At 52.7% G+C, this 17,913-nt stretch carries 17 protein-coding genes; 3 read left to right on the top strand and 14 right to left on the bottom strand.

Features of this window, described 5'->3' with window-relative positions:
* Positions 1–10: 10 nt before the first annotated feature.
* Positions 11–1,045 (top strand): DUF2955 domain-containing protein, encoded by a 1,035-nt coding sequence (locus ONV78_RS16300; protein WP_279504645.1) that lies wholly within the window; start codon positions 11–13, stop codon positions 1,043–1,045.
* On the opposite strand, the gene ONV78_RS16295 is transcribed toward ONV78_RS16300, so the two are convergent.
* The 5 genes from ONV78_RS16295 to ONV78_RS16275 all read right to left on the bottom strand — a co-directional run bounded on the left by ONV78_RS16295 (position 1,039) and on the right by ONV78_RS16275 (position 7,775).
* The gene (locus ONV78_RS16295; protein ID WP_279504643.1) at positions 1,039–1,257 is read right to left on the bottom strand and encodes a hypothetical protein; all 219 of its coding nucleotides are present in this window, start codon (positions 1,255–1,257) and stop codon (positions 1,039–1,041) included. The genes ONV78_RS16300 and ONV78_RS16295 overlap by 7 nt on opposite strands.
* A 201-nt stretch (positions 1,258–1,458) precedes the next feature.
* Positions 1,459–3,678, bottom strand: a complete 2,220-nt coding sequence (locus tag ONV78_RS16290) for an NADP-dependent isocitrate dehydrogenase (RefSeq protein ID WP_279504641.1) — start codon at positions 3,676–3,678, stop codon at positions 1,459–1,461.
* A 236-nt stretch (positions 3,679–3,914) separates the two neighbouring features.
* Entirely contained in the window at positions 3,915–5,297 is a 1,383-nt protein-coding gene (locus ONV78_RS16285) for an MATE family efflux transporter (protein WP_279504639.1), read from the bottom strand.
* A gap of 161 nt (positions 5,298–5,458) precedes the next feature.
* Positions 5,459–5,770: a hypothetical protein gene (locus ONV78_RS16280; protein ID WP_279504637.1), complete on the bottom strand. Its 312-nt coding sequence runs from the start codon at positions 5,768–5,770 to the stop codon at positions 5,459–5,461.
* A 103-nt stretch (positions 5,771–5,873) separates the two neighbouring features.
* On the bottom strand, positions 5,874–7,775 hold the full coding sequence (locus ONV78_RS16275) for an Ig-like domain-containing protein (RefSeq protein ID WP_279504635.1): 1,902 nt from the start codon (positions 7,773–7,775) through the stop codon (positions 5,874–5,876).
* 297 nt (positions 7,776–8,072) lie between these two features.
* Between ONV78_RS16275 and ONV78_RS16270 the strand changes: the two genes are divergently transcribed.
* On the top strand, positions 8,073–8,381 hold the full coding sequence (locus ONV78_RS16270; RefSeq protein ID WP_279504633.1) for a hypothetical protein: 309 nt from the start codon (positions 8,073–8,075) through the stop codon (positions 8,379–8,381).
* Positions 8,382–8,470: 89 nt separating this feature from the next.
* Here ONV78_RS16270 and katG read toward each other — a convergent pair whose 3' ends face one another.
* The 9 genes from katG to ONV78_RS16225 all read right to left on the bottom strand — a co-directional run bounded on the left by katG (position 8,471) and on the right by ONV78_RS16225 (position 17,164).
* Entirely contained in the window at positions 8,471–10,648 is a 2,178-nt protein-coding gene (gene katG, locus ONV78_RS16265) for a catalase/peroxidase HPI (protein ID WP_279504631.1), read from the bottom strand.
* Between the two features lie 240 nt (positions 10,649–10,888).
* A complete protein-coding gene (locus ONV78_RS16260) occupies positions 10,889–11,410 on the bottom strand; it encodes a hypothetical protein (RefSeq protein ID WP_279504629.1) in 522 nt (173 codons plus the stop codon).
* A gap of 517 nt (positions 11,411–11,927) precedes the next feature.
* Entirely contained in the window at positions 11,928–12,587 is a 660-nt protein-coding gene (locus ONV78_RS16255; protein ID WP_279504628.1) for a hypothetical protein, read from the bottom strand.
* 66 nt (positions 12,588–12,653) lie between these two features.
* Positions 12,654–13,205: a pyridoxamine 5'-phosphate oxidase family protein gene (locus ONV78_RS16250; RefSeq protein WP_279504627.1), complete on the bottom strand. Its 552-nt coding sequence runs from the start codon at positions 13,203–13,205 to the stop codon at positions 12,654–12,656.
* A gap of 101 nt (positions 13,206–13,306) precedes the next feature.
* Positions 13,307–13,807 carry an SRPBCC domain-containing protein gene (locus ONV78_RS16245; protein ID WP_279504626.1) on the bottom strand — a complete coding sequence of 167 codons (501 nt, stop codon included), beginning with the start codon at positions 13,805–13,807 and terminating at the stop codon, positions 13,307–13,309.
* Entirely contained in the window at positions 13,804–14,130 is a 327-nt protein-coding gene (locus ONV78_RS16240; RefSeq protein ID WP_279504624.1) for a metalloregulator ArsR/SmtB family transcription factor, read from the bottom strand. Before ONV78_RS16240 ends, ONV78_RS16245 begins: the two co-directional genes overlap by 4 nt.
* Before the next feature lie 148 nt (positions 14,131–14,278).
* On the bottom strand, positions 14,279–15,280 hold the full coding sequence (locus ONV78_RS16235) for a hypothetical protein (protein WP_279504622.1): 1,002 nt from the start codon (positions 15,278–15,280) through the stop codon (positions 14,279–14,281).
* A 173-nt stretch (positions 15,281–15,453) separates the two neighbouring features.
* Positions 15,454–16,323, bottom strand: coding sequence for a transporter substrate-binding domain-containing protein (locus ONV78_RS16230; RefSeq protein ID WP_279504621.1), 870 nt, complete (start codon positions 16,321–16,323; stop codon positions 15,454–15,456).
* A 190-nt stretch (positions 16,324–16,513) separates the two neighbouring features.
* Positions 16,514–17,164, bottom strand: a complete 651-nt coding sequence (locus tag ONV78_RS16225) for a glutathione S-transferase family protein (protein ID WP_279504620.1) — start codon at positions 17,162–17,164, stop codon at positions 16,514–16,516.
* A 74-nt stretch (positions 17,165–17,238) separates the two neighbouring features.
* On the opposite strand from ONV78_RS16225, the gene ONV78_RS16220 reads away from it, so the two are divergent.
* Positions 17,239–17,868, top strand: coding sequence for a TetR/AcrR family transcriptional regulator (locus ONV78_RS16220; RefSeq protein WP_279504618.1), 630 nt, complete (start codon positions 17,239–17,241; stop codon positions 17,866–17,868).
* The last annotated feature ends 45 nt before the right edge of the window (positions 17,869–17,913 follow it).

Here is a 17,913-nt window from a genome sequence, read left to right as displayed (position 1 = left end):
AGGCGCTGTTATGCGATTATGGGATCATCCACTCTCCGAGAATGACTTGCGCCAAAGCCTGCGCATCGCCACTGGCACGGTGTTGGGGTTCACTATCAGTAAGTTGTTTGGCTGGAACTATGGCGTCTTCTTCACCGTCACGCCGGTATTGCTGCTTGGTCTGGCGCCGGTGATGAACGCGCACTTGGCGCGCCAACTGGTGGCGTCATCGGCAATCTGCGGCCTGGAAGTCGCGCTGCTGGGAGGCCTGTTCGGCGCGCATCCTGGAATCATGACCCTGATCGCGTTTGGGCTGTTTCTGTATAAATTCGCCTGCATGTCCAAAGGCCCATTGTTTCTGTTCGGCGCCAACAGCGTGCTCAGTTTAAGCATCATGCTGCACTTCGCCAGCTATCCTGGGGTGGACCTGAATGATCTGGTGGTCAGCAACATTCTGGCGGGACTGCTGTCCGTATTGATCGCCTACCTTGCCACCTTTTTAATACCGGACGCCTCCCCTCGCCTGCCTCCTCCACAACCGGCTGAGCCAAAAGGATCTCATCGCATGCGCCATGAAGCGCTGATGGGCGCGACGCTGGCGACCCTGTCGTTTCTGGTGTTTCAGATATTCGATCTGAATGACTCCATGTCCGCCCAAGCCACCACGTTGCTGCTGCTGTTTCCCATGCACTGGAACGGCGCGCTGGGCTACGCCCGCAAACGCGCCATGGGAACACTGCTGGGCGTCGCCTTTGGCTTGCTGTGTCAGGTGATTTTGTATGATTGGACTGGCGTATTGCTGCTGGTGATCCCGCTACTGTGGATCGGCGCGTTGTTCTTCAGCTATCTGCATGTCAAAGAATCCAGCGGCTCTGGGGCGGGATTCGGCGGGCTGACCACACTGGGCATCCTGTTCGGCCAGTATCTCTCCCCCACCAACGACCTGGTTTTCAGCGGGCTCTACCGAATCAGCAGTATTTTCTTCGCCATCGTAGTGACGCTACTCGCTACTTACCTGGTGCATCGCATATTGAACCAGTTTGCGGCGACGCGGTTTAGTCATTGAGGCGTCAAGTGTTCTGGCCATTCCACTTTCGCAGCAGTGATAACTTCGCGGAAAGGTATATAAGCAATGACATTATCGTCCGAAGACCAACCTCTGTTCAGACTATATCTATCAACAGAAATTACACCCAGACCATCTTCATACAATATTGCGACAACATAAGCGCCGTTTTTTTCCGGCTTTCCACTACGCCAAACCATTTCATTTTCCATTTTTGTAAAACCTCTCGGCCTCTTCTGCATAATCGATCATGCGATTTATGTTTCTCGCCTTTGCATGAGAGACAATCCATAAAGTTTCTACAAGCAAATAGCCATAACGAAAAAAGGGAGCAACGAATGCTCCCTTTTTCTTAAGCCTGTTCGGCGGACGTCACTTACGACTTACATAAGCAACGTAGCGCCGAAAGTCGCTTAGCCGTCGATCAGCGCGTTCAGTGTGTCGCTTGGACGCATGGCTCTGCTGACCAGTTTTGGATCTGCGTGGTAGTAGCCACCCATTTCCACTGCTGTGCCTTCGTTGGCCAGCAGTTCGCTGACTATTTTCTCTTCACTCGCCGCCAGCTCTTTGGCCAGAGGAGCGAATTGCGCCGCCAGTTCAGCGTCGTCAGTCTGCGCAGCAACAGCTTCGGCCCAGTACATCGCGAGATAGTAGTGGCTGCCGCGGTTGTCCAGCTCACCCACCTTACGGGAAGGCGACTTGCCGTTCATCAGCAGTTTCTCTGTCGCCTTGTCCAGCGTCTTGGCCAGGATCTCGGCTTTCTTGTTGCCAGTCTTGACGGCGATGTCTTCGAAAGAAACCGCCAACGCCAGGAATTCACCCAGAGAGTCCCAACGCAGGTGGTTCTCTTCCGCGAACTGCTGTACGTGCTTCGGCGCAGAACCGCCAGCGCCGGTCTCGAACAGGCCGCCGCCCGCCATCAATGGAACGACAGACAGCATTTTCGCGCTGGTGCCCAGTTCCAGAATGGGGAACAAGTCAGTCAGGTAGTCGCGCAGAACGTTACCGGTTACGGAGATGGTGTCTTTGCCGCGACGCAGACGCTCAAGCGTGGTGCGCATAGCGACGTCGTAACCCATGATATGGATGTCCAGACCTTCAGTGTCGTGCTCTTTCAGATACTCGACAACTTTGTTTTTCAGGTTCATATCGTGAGGACGGTCTTCGTCCAGCCAGAAAATAGCCGGCATGCCAGACAGACGAGCGCGGGTAACCGCCAGTTTCACCCAGTCGCGGATAGGCAGGTCTTTGGTTTGACATGCGCGCCAGATGTCGCCTTTCTCTACTTCGTGCTCCATCAACACATTGCCCTGGTCGTCGACGATGCGCATCACGCCGTCTGCGTCCAGTTCGTAGGTCTTGTCGTGGGAGCCGTATTCTTCCGCCTTCTGCGCCATCAGACCCACGTTAGGCACGGTGCCCATGGTGGTAGGATCGAACGCATCGTGGTGCTTACAGAAGTTGATGACTTCCTGGTAGATGGTGGCGTAGTTGGAGTCCGGGATAACTGCTTTGGTGTCTTTCAGTTTGCCGTCCGCGCCCCACATTTTGCCGCCTTCACGAATCATCGCAGGCATGGAAGCGTCAACGATAACGTCAGAAGGCACGTGCAGGTTGGAGATGCCCTTGTCGGAGTTCACCATCGCCAGTTCTGGACGGTGCTCGAAGCAGTTGAGGATATCCTTCTCAATTTCTTCGCGTCTGGACATCGGCAACTGTTGAATTTTCTCGTACACGTTGCCCATACCGTTGTTGGGTTCAACGCCAAGCTCTTTGAAGGTTTCCGCGTGCTTCTTGAACACGTCCTTGAAGAACACCTTCACCGCGTGACCGAATACGATGGGGTGAGACACCTTCATCATGGTCGCTTTAACGTGCAGAGACAGCAGGATGCCGACGCGACGCGCGCCTTCGATTTCCTGCTCCAGGAACTGACACAGTTCTCTGACGCTCAGACGCATGCTGTCCAGCACTTCGTCTTTCTGCAGCTTCAGCTCACGCTTCAATTGCACCGCGCCGTCTTTGCCGACGAACTCGATTCTGGCGACCATGGGACGATCGATGATCACAGACTTTTCTGTCGCGTGGAAATCGCCTTCACGCATGTGCGCAACGTGAGTACGGGAAGCCTGGCTCCATTTGCCCATTTTGTGGGGGTACTTACGGGCGTATTGCTTAACCGCCGCAGGCGCGCGACGATCGGAGTTGCCTTCACGCAGAACCGGGTTTACTGCGCTGCCCAGCACTTTAGCGTAGGTTTGCTCGATTTTCTTCTCTTCTTCAGTTGTCGCTTCTTCTGGATAGTTGGGTATGTTGAAGCCCTGCTCCTGAAGCTCTTTGATGGTCGCTTTCAACTGTGGGATAGAGGCGCTGATGTTAGGCAGTTTGATGACGTTGGCGTCGGCTTGTTTGACCAACTCGCCCAGTTCCGCCAATGCGTCAGGCACTTTCTGATCTTCAGAGAGACATTCAGGGAAATTAGCGAGAACTCGCGCCGCCAGGGAAATATCGCTGGTTTCTACGTCTACGCCCGCAGCTGCGGCGAATTTCTTGATGATCGGCAAAAAAGAATAGGTTGCTAGTAGAGGCGCTTCGTCAGTAAGTGTATAGACGATTTTGGAATTACTAGGCATTAAGTCCCCCTAGGTTTGTGGCAAGGTCACCCAGTGTGGCAAAACGAACAGCTTTTGACCGTCGCTTTTTTATACACAAAAGGCAGTGTAAATTTTTGGCGCCGCATTATACCTGAAAACCGCACTTATTTTATATAAGTTCTATTAAAGGCAAGAACAACTTACCGCTGTTCACAACGCCGCCAATTGTCAAAAAACTCTTCTTTTACAGGGAGGGTTTGATCGATAAGAGTAGGCTATGCGGCGCGACTCTGTTTAGGCCGGTTAGCTATAAGAGTATTCCGCCCATAGGTTGAGACGTAATGTAAACGCGCAACCTGCAAAATGCATAAAACAAACAAGCCTATCGTCATGGAGAAAAACAGATCGTAAACGATCCCCTCACCCTGAACGTTACCCCATACTAATACCATGGGAATACAAAACACGAAATAAGATATAAGTAGTGATACGAATGAGAAAAATGTGTCTTTGAATGCCGTCAGAACAATCCCGGCGGATGCTTGCACCCCGTCGAACAAACAGGCCAGCAGCATAAGAGGAACGATCTCAAGCGCCAGTTCTGCGACACGCCTATCAGGTGTATAAAAATAGACCAATTTATCGCTAATTAAATAAACAACGGCGATTAAAGACGACATCACAACGACGCCATTAAACAGAAAAGCGATAAACCAGCGCAGCGGTTCCGCTTGCACTTCTTTGATGGCCCCTACGCGGGACATTTGCGCTTGCCCGTAGGCGATGGCGAAAATGAACGCTATAGAAGCGATACTGTTGAGAATGCCGAAGGCCGCGGCGGAATCTGCTCCAGAATAGGCCGCGATCATCGCGAGAACCGACATGGCTGCAAACTTGGCTATCACCGAGGCGGAAATCGGCGCGCCGATTCGGATGATGCGCCTCAGCATTTTCCTCTCCACCCGCAACGCGTCTTTTCCCGCCTGAAAGTTAAACAATCCAGCGCCGCACAAGCGATAGCCAAACGCCAGTGCAAAGACATACCCGATAACCGTTCCTATCGCCGCTCCCTGCTCTCCCATCGGGGTCAATCCCAGCCAGCCATAGACCAACACCACCGTGCTCAGGGCGTTCACCGCAAAAGATAAAGCGCTTATTTTTAACAGAGGCTTGGTGTTCTTGGTCACCACAAACAAATTGGTCACCAGCATGCTGAGTGAAAGGGGAATCAGACCCAAAGCCAGTACATCCAGATAGCGACTGGCGGCGAGGGCAATGTCCGCGGGCAGATTTAAAAACGTCAACGCCACCCCGTGCAACTGCAGCAGCAGACATCCCACTACTCCGGAAAACAACGCCAGTTGCGCGCCACTGCGTATCACCCGATGCTTACCCGCAGCATCTTCAGATTGAAAATACAGCGGGACCATTCCCCTGATTAAACCGTTTATCGCCGTCGCAAAAATAATAAAGACGCTGTTGCCGACCACAGCGGCGGAAAGTGAAACCGTTGAAAATCGCCCTAAAACGATTATATCCGTCAGCCCCGCTATCATGCTGAGACTGAGAGAAATCAATATTGGGTAGGCGATGGTGAGTGAGGCGATAAGTTCTTTAAAGCAGTACTCAACTTCCGCTTTGACGACGGCCATTGTCATAAATAACGTCCTGTTTCCACAATCTCCGATACATAGATCAGAGCCGCATTTCCTTGACTTGTTTACTTGTAACGCGATGGATATCAACGGCTGCGTAGAGTACCACAACATGGGCGCACTGAGGGCTGCGATTTATAGCGTAAGACAGGGAATTAAAGCAGTTATTCGCCTATATCTGGCGGCGGGCAGTCGACGCCAATAACAACGCTATGCAAATCGATAGACAGGTCTTTCTTTAAAACAGAAAAAGCAACTTCAAAACCACTATTGGGAATGACGGAAATGCATGTGACGGAAAAACTGTCAGGCCGTTCTTCAATGGTTATTTTATATTCGTCCGATAACTCATTCAGCGGTTTGGAGAAGTCGCCGTAACTTCCCCAATCGCCATGGCGCAATAGCGCTCGTTCAACGGACTCGATGGCGCTTTTTCTATCTGTTGTGCGTCCGTTATATTCAATACTGTCAGTCATCCAGGGAACCTCTGAAAAACGTTGGCGAGGCCTCAACTTTATACAGAGCGGCCCCGATACAACGCCAAGTGTCATATCGGGTCCAGCGTACAGCAAACTCAGTCTATTCGCCTGCAATACTGACCGTCGCCAAAATCGACCGCCCCACTCCATCGCTCAGCTCCACCGTAAACTGATCCTGCCCCGGAAAGCCTGGATCAGCGACATAAACAAAATCAGCGCCTTGTAGCGTCACACTCCCATGTTGTGGCGGCGTCGCCAGCGCGTAGGCGATTGCGTCGGTTTCCGGGTCATAGCCCGCCAGCGTCCCGTTGAGCGTACCAGATGATGGATAAACAAATGTCTGATCCCATGAGACCGGCAGCTGGTTTTCGTGCGCGCCTATATCTGACGCGGGACCGCCTGGACGCGGATGGTCGGCGTAATCCGACGATGCAATCAGAGGCGGCGTCGCGTTGTCCACGATGTCGGCATTAGTCGCCGCCACCCGATAATCGCCCTGGGCGACATTCACGAACTGCGCTTGCGCCGGATCAGCGTAGAACTGATTGCCTTCCACCAGGATGCTGACGTTGCCTATATCGCGAATGGGGCTGATCAGATCCTGAATATCCACCAGCAGATTGTTGGCGATATGGGCGCTGTCCAGGTCGCTGTAATAACTAATGCCGTATTCGCGCGCACCTACGATAGTGTTGTTATAGAGATTGGCGCTGTGGCCTGCGGAGATCAATATGCCTTGCCCTTTGCCGTTATCCGCGCGACCGGAGTCGATAATCAGGTTATTGAAAACCTCGAAGTGAGAGTCGTTGGTATCCTCATACTCCTTGATATAGACGCCTGCGCGGTCCGATCCTTTTATCAGGTTGTTGTAGATGCTCACCTGATGCACGTCATAGCCATAGATTCCGTGCATGTCGTTGGGTCCGCCGTCATGGGACCAGCCAGTATTGATCACTTCATTATGGTGAATGTGATTGTTGGCGCCGCGCAGGCCACGAATCTGAATACCTTCATAGCCAATGTCGCGCAGCCGGTTATAGGCTACCGTCAGGTCATGAGTGGTGGAGTAAGCGCCGCCGCCCTGATCCGCGGCTTTGCCAAGATAGAAGGCCTCTTCTGAGATATCGTGAATATCATTGTGGTGAATGTGGAGGCCATCGGTGGGCGGCGCAGCGCCCAGAGGATATTTGCTGCCGAAGCTGATCGCCATAACGGTATGATCAATCTCCAGATAGGCCAGCTCAATGTGCTGCGTATAGGCTTCCCCCATGCGAATGCCTTTGGTCGCCCCGCCATGAATATGAATGCCTGTATCCAGATCATCATCGCCGACGCCCATGATCTGCACATATTTGCAGGCGTCCAGTTCAATGGTGTGACCGCCCTTGCCCAGTTCGACCGCGCCTTGGTTAATGATCACGATGGGGCGCTCAGGGGTTCCTTGCAAACCCCAGATGCGCAGTGTTTTGCTGCGGGTTCCCGGCGCAATTTCGATACGATCTCCCGGCTGAATATAGGGGAAGTTAATCGGCTTGCCAGCGCCATACACCGCATCCGCCACATTAGGGCCGTACATGTGCGAGACGCCGTTATAGCCATTGCCGGGAGAAAAAACATAGCGGTTGATCGCTCCATCTTCCGTGGAAACCGCCACCCGGGCCTGCGCCCTCTCCCCCAGTTGGTCCTGAATGTAGAACTCAAACACATCGACGCCGACAAAATCCGTCTGCGGCGTATACCGCCATCTGGCGCCGTCCGCAGACTGCCCTGGCACAGGGCCCAAAGGACTGAGCTCTCCGTGAGACGGCGGCGCGACAATGCCAAACTTAATCCCTTCCTGACTGGAACTCAGACTATCCAGACTGATGTCCAGAGACGTATTGATTGCTGTGACATAGCTGACGTTTGACGCCTGGGGAGCGGCCTGCAAAGACATACTGGCCAGTAACCATAGCAATGGCCATAGAAGGTTTGAAAACAAAACGCGTGAGTAATTCGACATGAGCATTATTCCTCCTGAAAAATGTGGGTGTCCTGAACGTAATAGCGGCAATTGCTCCCCAGGCTTCGTTTTTGGTTTTATTAGAAGTCTAACGACGGACGTTCGCCAGATGCAGACAATTATAGATGCATTCAGGCCGTCGCTTAGGTGGACGTTGTTGATGTTTTTTTACATTCTGTGAACTCTTTGCAAGAGTAGTGTCGGCGGGTGCAGAACGCATCGAAACAGATTGCCGTCCCCTCTTCAGAGACTGACCATTCTCAGAGGCTCCTTAAAAGCCAAGGCGGAGATTGAAGTATGCACACGAAGGACAATGACGAGGACTTTCAGCGCCAGGTGGCGAATTGCCTCGCCGTCACCGACAACCCTTTCTCCCAGTCCGCCGAATCCTCCCAAGAGGAAACCATCAAGGCGATTACTGCGCTGCTGCTCACCTGCGACAGCGGCCCTGTTTTGGCGGCGCTAACGGTTGAGAGAACACGTTTGGAGTCACTTCTTGAGCATAAGCCGGGTAGCATGACTGCCGCGGAGATCGCGATGCAGGATAAGGAGCGGCTCTGGAATTGTCGCGCCGCCATTGCCTGGATCGAAAAGCGCATCGCTTAAAACAATAAGCAAATCCTGTCTAATGAAAAACGCCCGCCCGATGTCGGGCAGGCGTTTAATCTGCGTTTGCAGCGAAAGGCTTGTTCTGGTTACGCCAAGTCGAAGCGATCCAGGTCCATGACTTTGCTCCAGGCGGCGACAAAGTCTTTCAGGAAGCGCTCCTGCGCATCAGAACTGGCGTACACTTCAGCCAAGGCTCTGAGCTGCGAATTGGAGCCGAACACCAGGTCCACCCGCGTGCCGGTCCATTTCACTTCTCCCGTTACTCGGTCACGCCCTTCAAAAACATCCTCCTCTTTGGAGGTCGCTTTCCACACCGTGCCCATATCAAGCAGATTAATAAAGAAGTCATTGGTCAGCGACTCCGGCCGTTGGGTTAAGACGCCGTGTTTGCTTTGGCCGACATTGGTGTTGAGAACACGCATGCCGCCGATCAGCGCCGTCATTTCCGGCGCAGTGAGCGTCAACAGTTGCGCCCTGTCCACCAGTAACTCTTCCGCCGACACGGCGTATTTGCCCTTCGTGTAATTACGGAATCCATCCGCAATAGGCTCCAGCACCTCGAACGCTTCAACGTCGGTTTGATCTTGCGACGCATCCATACGCCCCGGTGAGAATGGAACCTTGATGTTATGCCCGGCGTTCTGCGCAGCTTTCTCAACGCCAGCGCAACCCGCAAGCACAATCATATCCGCCAGTGAGACTTTCTTGCCGCCGGATTGCGCACTGTTGAACTCACTCTGGATGCCTTCAAGGGTTTTCAACACTTGCGCCAACTGGTCAGGCTGATTGACCTCCCACTCTTTCTGCGGCGCCAGACGAATCCGCGCGCCGTTGGCGCCGCCGCGCATGTCGGAGCCGCGATAGGTGGAGGCGGACGCCCAGGCGGTGGACACCATCTGGGCGACGGACAGCCCTGACGCCTGAATCTTGCTCTTCAGCGCGCTGATATCCTGGTCGTTAATCAGGGGGTGATCCACTGCTGGAATCGGGTCTTGCCAGATCAACTCTTCGGCAGGCACTTCCGGTCCAAGGTAGCGTGCGCGCGGCCCCATATCCCGATGGGTCAGCTTGAACCAGGCGCGAGCGAAAGCGTCCGCGAACTGGTCTGGGTTCTCATAAAACCGTCTTGAGATCTTCTCGTACGCGGGATCAAATCTCAGCGACAGGTCCGTGGTCAACATGGTCGGAACGTGACGCTTCGAGGAATCATGGGCGTCGGGAATTTTATCCGCGCCAGCGCCGCCTTTTGGAACCCATTGATGAGCGCCGGCGGGGCTCTTGGTCAGCTCCCATTCGTAGCCGAACAGGTTTTCGAAGAAGTTGTTGCTCCATTGGGTCGGCGTTTCCGTCCAGGTCACTTCCAGGCCACTGGTGATGGCGTCGCCGGCTTTACCGGAGCCATAGCTGCTGCGCCATCCCAGGCCTTGCTCTTCCAGGCCCGCCGCTTCCGGTTCCGGCCCCACATTCGCCGCGTCGCCGGCGCCGTGGGTTTTACCGAAAGTGTGTCCGCCGGCGATCAGCGCCACGGTTTCTTCATCATCCATCGCCATACGCGCAAAGGTTTCGCGAATGTCTTTGGCCGCCGCAATGGGGTCCGGGTTGCCGTTGGGGCCTTCCGGGTTCACGTAGATCAGGCCCATTTGCACGGCGGCCAGTGGATTCTCAAGGTCTCTATCGCCGGAATAGCGATTGTCGTCCAACCAGGTTTTCTCGGCGCCCCAGTAGATATCCTGCTCCGGCTCCCAGATATCCGCACGTCCGCCGCCGAAACCAAAGGTTTTGAAGCCCATGGATTCCAGCGCCACGTTGCCGGCGAGAATCATCAGATCCGCCCAGGAAATCTTCTGCCCGTACTTTTGTTTGATCGGCCACAGCAAGCGTCTCGCTTTGTCCAGATTGACGTTATCCGGCCAGCTATTCAGAGGGGCGAAGCGTTGATTGCCGGTTCCGCCGCCGCCACGGCCGTCGCCAGTGCGGTAAGTGCCGGCGCTGTGCCACGCCATGCGGATAAATAAGGGGCCATAATGGCCGAAGTCCGCCGGCCACCAGTCTTGAGAGTCAGTCATCAGTGCAGTCAGATCCCGCTTTACCGCCGCCAGATCCAGACTTTTGAAAGCTTCCGCGTAGTTGAATTCCTCACCCAGCGGATTAGATAAAGAAGAGCGCTGGTGGAGGATTTCGAGCCGCAACTGGTTGGGCCACCAATCCCGGTTCGATGTTCCCTCCGCTGGCGCGTGATGAAAGGGACATTTGCTATCAGACATTGCGTTCTCTCCATTCGTATTCAAGCTATTAACAGGTTTCGTCCAGTGATTCAGTTATAGTACGTGCGCAGTTGAGTTGACCAATATAGGTTCTCGATCATAACGATAGCTATTATCAGTCACAGGATAGCAGAGTTAGCGTTTAAGGCTGGTTGGGGCGTGCATGACAGCGTATTCACCCGGCTTGGATAAATACGCTGTCAGCGGCGATCTGGATTTGATGAGTGTGGTGCCGCGCCTTTACGGCAACGGCAGACAGAAGGTGATCGCCAGCTCAGAATGTTTGTCTACGTGACGGGTGAACATGGGCAGCCCCGGATTTTTGGCCGCGCGATAGGCGTCGATAATTTGCTGTTTGGTCCACACGTAAGTGGGGTTGTCAGTCAGAATTTTATGGGCGGGTCGCACATTCCCGTCGGGAAATACCCACAGCCAGGACAAACGCCGCCCCTCAACGGTTCGACGTCCTTTATCCACGCAAAAGTGAGCGCGCCCACGAGACTTGGGAATATTGCAATAGGTGCCGAACTTGGCGCGGTTATCGATAAATTGAATCAAGTCATCCAGGTTGATAAGGTCCATGCTGGCCTCATAACCCAATGTCTGGTGAACATCGCCCAAAGCGACGAATCCGCCGCCCAGTGAGCAGTCCCGTTGGTGCGTGGCGCGAATATCTGTGGAAGAAGCGATTCTGGTGCAGGGATAGGTGACGTCGCACAGGCCGCTATGCACCGCGCCTTGCTTCTCATTCTTGCATGTCATGTCGAGTAATCCTCCGTGGCGCTGCATATTATCGGAAGCAACCCCGCCACGATCATGCGCAGTAAACTTCCTGATTAACTCACACTAATCAATGGATAAGCTGCGCTTCCCTTAACGCGCGGTCAGGACAAACGATGATCCAGACCTGCGTCCGGAGCGCGCAGCCCCAAAAATATATAGTTCGATTAGTGAGAACGCGCAAACCACCCAGCCCACACCGAAAAACGCCATCATCGACGCCCCCTATTCGCCAAACGCCGCGCCCAAAGCCGCTACCCGGCCAACAGCCGCAAGCAGACGCGCTATGTGCCCGACCAAACAATCAATACAATAAACCCACAAAAGCAACAGAAAAACACAATCGTGAAAACGAGATCGGGAGCACTATTCAGACTTCGTCGGCTCCCCTGATGACGAGGCGGATATCATCATCGCCTCAGTTTGATGGGATTAGAATCGCGTGAACGCCATCTAAATTGAGATGACTACAGCTTCATTAAATTGCACTTAGGCTTAATTAACCTTGCTGGTATTGGCCACCGAACGAGATAGGTTTATACCATCGCGCTTTCATATCCGGCAGCCCAAGCTGATGACAGACATACACAAACCTTTTGAACTTCACATAATCCATTGCCAGCAATATTCCAATACCTGCTCCTATCACAAATGCCACAAAGCCCACGCCTATTGCCACTATATTGAGGGATGAACCAATAGCTATTGCTAAAATCGCTGATAGCCCAATAACGGAGCCTGACGCAAAAAGGGAGTAATAAGCTCCAAATTCGTCAAATAAGGAGACAGATACTACGAGTTCATCTCTATCATTAAGGTCAAAGAAGTCCGCAAACCATTTTATTTGTCGGGCCGATATATTCCCATCCATATAAAACTTCATAAGCGCCTCGGACTTTCTCGGAGAGGTGACTAGCCCGGTCGCTAAGCTAAAGATCTGAGTTTCCTTAATTTTTCTTAAAAACTCTGAATGCAGGCTGTTTAGCTCAGAGCTTGATATCAAATCATCTACTCTTTTCAGCTTCCTCCTGAAAAAATGCTCCTCTTTCATTTCATAAATACTGGATATAAGCCTTACTAGCGCACCAAATATAAATACGATACTGACAATCGATACAACAAGTTCATTTTCCTTGAGGATTTCCGGCAAACTTTCCATTTTGTAAACCATTTACAACGACAATACAGCCCTTAAAGGCATTTCAAGTATTCACCAAATACTGGGTCAAACACCCTTCTCAACAATATGCGTCTCTTTGCCGTCCAGGCTGAGTTCGTTCTTTTGTTTCCAGTAGTCTTTGACGCCTTCGTCGCCTTTTTTGGCGGCCCAGTTTTTTAGCAGTTCACGGTCTTCAACGTAGTCGTAGAAGGGAACGGCCATGCCGCAGGAGGATTGCACCAGGTCGATATTCAGGTCGAAGATTTGTCTGGCGCCGGGGATGGGGTCGAAATGAGCGAACAGTTCTTCCCATTCCGGGTCATTTCTATGAATCACTTTGGCCTCGCCGTACAGGCGTAGAATCAAAGGATTGCCTTCGAATGCAGCGAACATGACGGTCATTCTGGGACATTCCTGAATATGCGCCGAGGTCTCATTGCCGCTGCCCGTGACGTTCAGCCAAATGACGCGATTAGGGCCAAGCACCCGCAAAGAGTCCATGCCTTTGGGAGAAATATTCACCCTACCCTCACGGGCGGCGGTGCCCACGAAAAACAGCTTTTGCTCCTGAATAAACTGCGTCAATTTGTCTGAAATTTCCGAAAACTGCTGCCCCATTCTGTCTGTTCCTTTTCCTGTCCTGATAAGCAAAACCGGAAGCAAGCCAGCAGGCTGTTTCCGGTATTTCATCACACTATACTTGAAGTTCGTTTGGACGCTTACTTGAAAGTTAACAGCAACTCGTCCAGTCGTTCCAATGTGGAAGTCAGGCCTTCTTTCATGCCCATCTGAATCACCGTTTCCAGGTCTTTCAGGGTGTTGTAGGCAATGACAGTGTGAACCAGCGAATGCCCGGCCTTTTCTTCAAAGGTGACGTCCCACTTGGAGCGCGGCATGGCGGGGTTAACTTCGCCAGTGGCGTCGCTGAAGCCGTCCAGCGCAGTGTAGTTTTCAATGGGACGGATGGTTTGATAGTCCAACCTTCCCCAGTACTCAGTTCCCTCTGGATCGATCATGGCGTAGTGCCAACAACCGCCCTCGCGAAAATCCATGGTTTTGGTTTTCGTCGTGAACGGCTTGGGAGCAAACCACTGGTCAAGCAGCTCGCTTTTGGTATAGCAATCCCAGACCAGTTGACGCTTCGCTTGAAACTCTCTTTTGACAGTAATGGTGTTGTTTTCCTTATCAACGAGGAAGTCGAACTGAAGATTCGCGTTCATGGCTCTCTATCTCCTGATTTGAGGGTGTTTAACAGCGCATCGAGCTGGCTGAACCGGTCTTCCCACAGCTTGCGGAACTGCTCCAGCCAAACGTCAATTTCCTGCATTTTTTCCAGCCTGAGTTGGTAAATAATTTCCCGCCCCTGCTTCTGCTGCGTCACCAGACCGCATTCATTGAGGATCTGAATATGCTTGGATGTCGCCTGGCGGGTCATTTCGAAATGATCGGCGATGGCGTTGGGCGTCATGCCATGCGCGGCGATCAACACCATAATGGCTCTGCGTGTCGGATCGGCGATCGCCTGGAAAATATCTCGTTTCATGGTATCGCAACAATTATGCAACTATTCGGTTGCAAGTATATGCGCAACTTTTTGGTTGCACAACAGTGCATGATGAAATTTTATGCAGTCTCAAGGAGAAAGATTGGGCGACGGGCGGCTCCCCATTCGGTTGCCGCCCATCTGTTTTTTATACGAAGGGAATTCTCTTCATGACGGAAATCGCCATGCCCATATGATCGGTGAAAGCCACCGCGGAGTTGGTGGAAGTCGCCGCCTGAGAGATATAGTCGAACTTTTTGAAATCTATCGAGCGTGTATTGTAAACAGCGACATCGTAGACATCCTTACCGTTGCTGTTCGTGCCGTGAAAGAGATTGTCATGGGTATCGGCGGTAGTGAATTCGTGTGAATCGCCGGCGTTAGTGAACGGGATATCCAGCGCTTCGGAGATCGCCGTTGCGGTAAATCCTCGGCTGCTCTGATTAGTGTCCCCCATCACGACATCCAGTCCCCCTTTTCCTTTTGACATGAAGGCCTGGTTGATATCCCGGTAAAACTGCTGGACGCGCGCTTTATCTTTGGCGATGGCGTTGGGAACATGCACAAACGCAATGTTGATCCAGTCCTTCTTAACTGCTATCCAGCCATCCCCCGACCCGATTATTTCGGCTTTGAGCTTTGCGCAGTCATAGACGCTAAAACTATTGCAGGCTTTTCCCGTTGAAACGGCGTGTTGCAGGTCTCCAAAGTGGTCTTTCAGGAAATTCCAGTCGGAATGGTTGCCGTCGATTTCTCCAAATACCCCCAGATCTATAGGAGCCCCGATGGACCTGATCACATCCTGGTGGATTTCACGCGCCTTGCCCTGCACCAGTGATTGAAACTGCACCACCGTCAGAGAGCCTTTGTTCATAGCCCCTGCCGGCTCCATAAACAAACGCATGGGCGGACCAAAAACAGGAATTGTCGGCGACGCGCCATTAGCGGTGGGCGCGGCCAGCTTCGCCACTTTTTTGGGCGGACCGGAAGCATCTCCGTCGTCTGGCGCCGGTCTTTTGCGGGCGGTCAAGATTTCTCCAGAAGCCATTTTGTCATGCGTGCTGCGCGCATGTGACTGCGACAAGGCTGCAATAGCGTCTCGGGTCTTACTGGCGTTTGAATTAAATGATTGATAGTAGAACACTGTCATTCGCGATTATCCTTAACACTTTAAACAGCTTGATTTGAAGGAGTAATTCTTACTGATGGAGCTGGATTCTATGCGAATACCGTCCCCTTCTTATATCCGCCAAAAGCGCTAGGAAATCTCTGAAAAGCAATTCCTGCGTCGCCGTTACAGCGTCAAAAGTCCCCTGGAACTGATTATAAAGCCGCCGCCATTCGCCCCGTCAAAGGACCTCCACTATTTGTCAGCCTGGGAACCTTAATAGTCTCACCAGGAGAAACACTGTTGCTCTTGACCCTGTATTTTCCTATGCGAGACTGCCACAGCATCTCTTCGTATCGCCCAGAACTTCGCAGGCCCTCCAGCCCGGAATTTAGCGCCTGCAGTATTTGTTCCGCCCGCAACGGGCTGATTTTACGGGAGATCACCACGCAAAAAGGCGTCTCCAGAATGGGGCGATGATGGTTGGTAATTAGCAGGGTCTGTATAGGAGACAGTTCCTGATTGATGAGGGAGTACCCGACTTCAATTTCCATCGGAAAGATTTGTATTCGGCCAGCCAGTAATTTACGGATATTCAGCTTGTCGGAAGCAACATACTCCACCGATAACAACCCGTCTCTGGCCGCATCATCAAACGCTTCGCCATAGGTGTAACTATCCGTGGCGCCAATACGCAGGCCGATCAGATCGTCGATGCCTCGCCAGTCAAAATCAAAGCTTTTCAGGTGGAATATTACTTTCTTGTTATGAGTGACAGGGTCGGAGAAGATAAAATCCCGCCTTCTGTCTGGTGTTGGCGCCCAGGCCATAGAGCCATCAGCCTTCCCTTCCTGCGCCAATTGATAGCTGCGTTTCCAGGGATGGTATTGATACTCGGCCTTATATCCCGACAGAGCGAAGGCTTCGGTGACGATATGCGTAAACACCCCGCCATGTTTGAGTGTTTCTGAAGTATAAGGCGTCCATTCGCCATTGGTGAGCGTGACTGTATTATCCGCGCCTGACGTGGAGAGAGATAAGAGCGTCGCCAGTAAGAATATGGTCGTGTGAGTCTTTGTCAGCATCCTGCGCCTCCTCACTATTCCGTCCAGAAATTTCTATTTTGACCTCCTCCTTGAGTATAGTCCGCGATCCGCCCGGCGGAACGACTAAGTCATTCATACTGAGCCATTCATAATGACAACGACGCCAGAACCCGGGAACATTAACTCCCCCGCTGTTTAAGGCGTCGCGTCTTACTGCATAGTTACCGGTCTATCGCGCCATCGCTGTCAGCACAGTTTTGGCGGCGGGGCGTTGTCTCATGCGCCCGACATAAGCACTTAGCGTTGAGTCTGGCGCTATCAATTCAGCGGCGTGCGGCAGGTTGGAAAGATAATCCAGCATAGGCGTGATCAGGGCGTCGGCGATAGTGTATTGCTCGCCGCAGATAAACGCAGCGTCGCCCAATTGAGCCGCCAATATCTGCAGCATTTTGATAACGTTTGGCTGCGCCTCAGACACCTTGTTCCAACGCACTTCACCGTTTTCGCCCTTAGGAAACGCCAGCTCCGTCAGGTACTCGCGCACAATCGCCTGATCGACGTACAAAGAGATCGCCGCAGACCATTGATCCACCAGCGCCCGCTGATACAGGTCTTCCGGTTGCAATGCAGGCCCGTCGAACTGCGCGTCCAGATAGCGACAAATGGAGGCGGTTTCGTACAGTTTACGGTCGCCATGAATCAACACCGGCACCTTACCGAAGGGGTTGATGTTGAGGTGTTGCTCACCTTTGTACTCAACCTCTTCGCCATTGATGCTGAAGCCATGGCTGTAGGAAACGCCTTTTTCCTCGCAGCACAACATGACGGTACGAACAAAGGTGCTAAATTGCGGTCCAAAAATATGTACTTGTGCGCTCATTATCGAATTTCCTGTCTTTGTTAGTGTCCGACAACATGCTAGCCTTCAACACAATATGATCAAGAACATATTTTTTGATTAACTTACTCTATGATTTCCCACTGAACCTTCCCTGGAGCGAGCGCGATATGCCCTGGAGCCCCGAGCACAAGCAACAAACCCGAGAGCGAATTCTGGACAGCGCAGCGCGACTGTTCGCCCTCAACGGCTACGACAAGGTGGGAATCAACGACGTCATGGCCGACGCCGGCCTGACCCGCGGCGCCTTCTACGCCCACTTTTCCTCCAAGACCCAGCTTTACGCAGAAGCTATCGTCACCTCCGCCCTGCAGGGCCGAGCCATGTTGCACCCCGACGAGAATCAGCCGCCACAACTAGAGGCATTGATCAATGGCTATCTGAGCCTGGAACATCGCCAGGGAGAACAAGTGCGCTGCCCACTGGCCTTCCTCACCACCGATATCTCGCAGCGAGAAGAGCAAGTACGCGACACCTACACCCGAGTTTTCAAAGGCTTCGTCAACGCCCTACAACAACACCTGAACCCGGAAGACGCCGCATCTGAACAACAAGCCCTGCGCACAGCCGTCGTCATGATCGGCGGCATGGCCATCGCCCGGGCGATTAATGATGAAGAACTGGCGGGATCGTTATTGGAGGTTTGTCGGGAGGCGGCTTTGGTGGGGGCTTCTTCCAATGCTTGATCATATAGCTCCACGAACAGATCATACCTACGACGCCTCGTATAG

This window comes from Hahella sp. CR1 (genome assembly GCF_029813005.1).
In the GTDB taxonomy this organism is placed as follows: domain Bacteria; phylum Pseudomonadota; class Gammaproteobacteria; order Pseudomonadales; family Oleiphilaceae; genus Hahella.
The sequence above is the reverse complement of the archived record's forward strand: the minus strand, read 5'-3'. Positions and strand labels throughout refer to the sequence as shown.

Coding starts and splice junctions, on each gene's coding strand:
- ONV78_RS16300 (WP_279504645.1), top strand. CDS start 11: ATGCGATTATGGGATCATCCACTCTCCGAGAATGACTTGCGCCAAAGC.
- ONV78_RS16295 (WP_279504643.1), bottom strand. CDS start 1,257: ATGGAAAATGAAATGGTTTGGCGTAGTGGAAAGCCGGAAAAAAACGGC.
- ONV78_RS16290 (WP_279504641.1), bottom strand. CDS start 3,678: ATGCCTAGTAATTCCAAAATCGTCTATACACTTACTGACGAAGCGCCT.
- ONV78_RS16285 (WP_279504639.1), bottom strand. CDS start 5,297: ATGACAATGGCCGTCGTCAAAGCGGAAGTTGAGTACTGCTTTAAAGAA.
- ONV78_RS16280 (WP_279504637.1), bottom strand. CDS start 5,770: ATGACTGACAGTATTGAATATAACGGACGCACAACAGATAGAAAAAGC.
- ONV78_RS16275 (WP_279504635.1), bottom strand. CDS start 7,775: ATGTCGAATTACTCACGCGTTTTGTTTTCAAACCTTCTATGGCCATTG.
- ONV78_RS16270 (WP_279504633.1), top strand. CDS start 8,073: ATGCACACGAAGGACAATGACGAGGACTTTCAGCGCCAGGTGGCGAAT.
- katG (WP_279504631.1), bottom strand. CDS start 10,648: ATGTCTGATAGCAAATGTCCCTTTCATCACGCGCCAGCGGAGGGAACA.
- ONV78_RS16260 (WP_279504629.1), bottom strand. CDS start 11,410: ATGACATGCAAGAATGAGAAGCAAGGCGCGGTGCATAGCGGCCTGTGC.
- ONV78_RS16255 (WP_279504628.1), bottom strand. CDS start 12,587: ATGGAAAGTTTGCCGGAAATCCTCAAGGAAAATGAACTTGTTGTATCG.
- ONV78_RS16250 (WP_279504627.1), bottom strand. CDS start 13,205: ATGGGGCAGCAGTTTTCGGAAATTTCAGACAAATTGACGCAGTTTATT.
- ONV78_RS16245 (WP_279504626.1), bottom strand. CDS start 13,807: ATGAACGCGAATCTTCAGTTCGACTTCCTCGTTGATAAGGAAAACAAC.
- ONV78_RS16240 (WP_279504624.1), bottom strand. CDS start 14,130: ATGAAACGAGATATTTTCCAGGCGATCGCCGATCCGACACGCAGAGCC.
- ONV78_RS16235 (WP_279504622.1), bottom strand. CDS start 15,280: ATGACAGTGTTCTACTATCAATCATTTAATTCAAACGCCAGTAAGACC.
- ONV78_RS16230 (WP_279504621.1), bottom strand. CDS start 16,323: ATGCTGACAAAGACTCACACGACCATATTCTTACTGGCGACGCTCTTA.
- ONV78_RS16225 (WP_279504620.1), bottom strand. CDS start 17,164: ATGAGCGCACAAGTACATATTTTTGGACCGCAATTTAGCACCTTTGTT.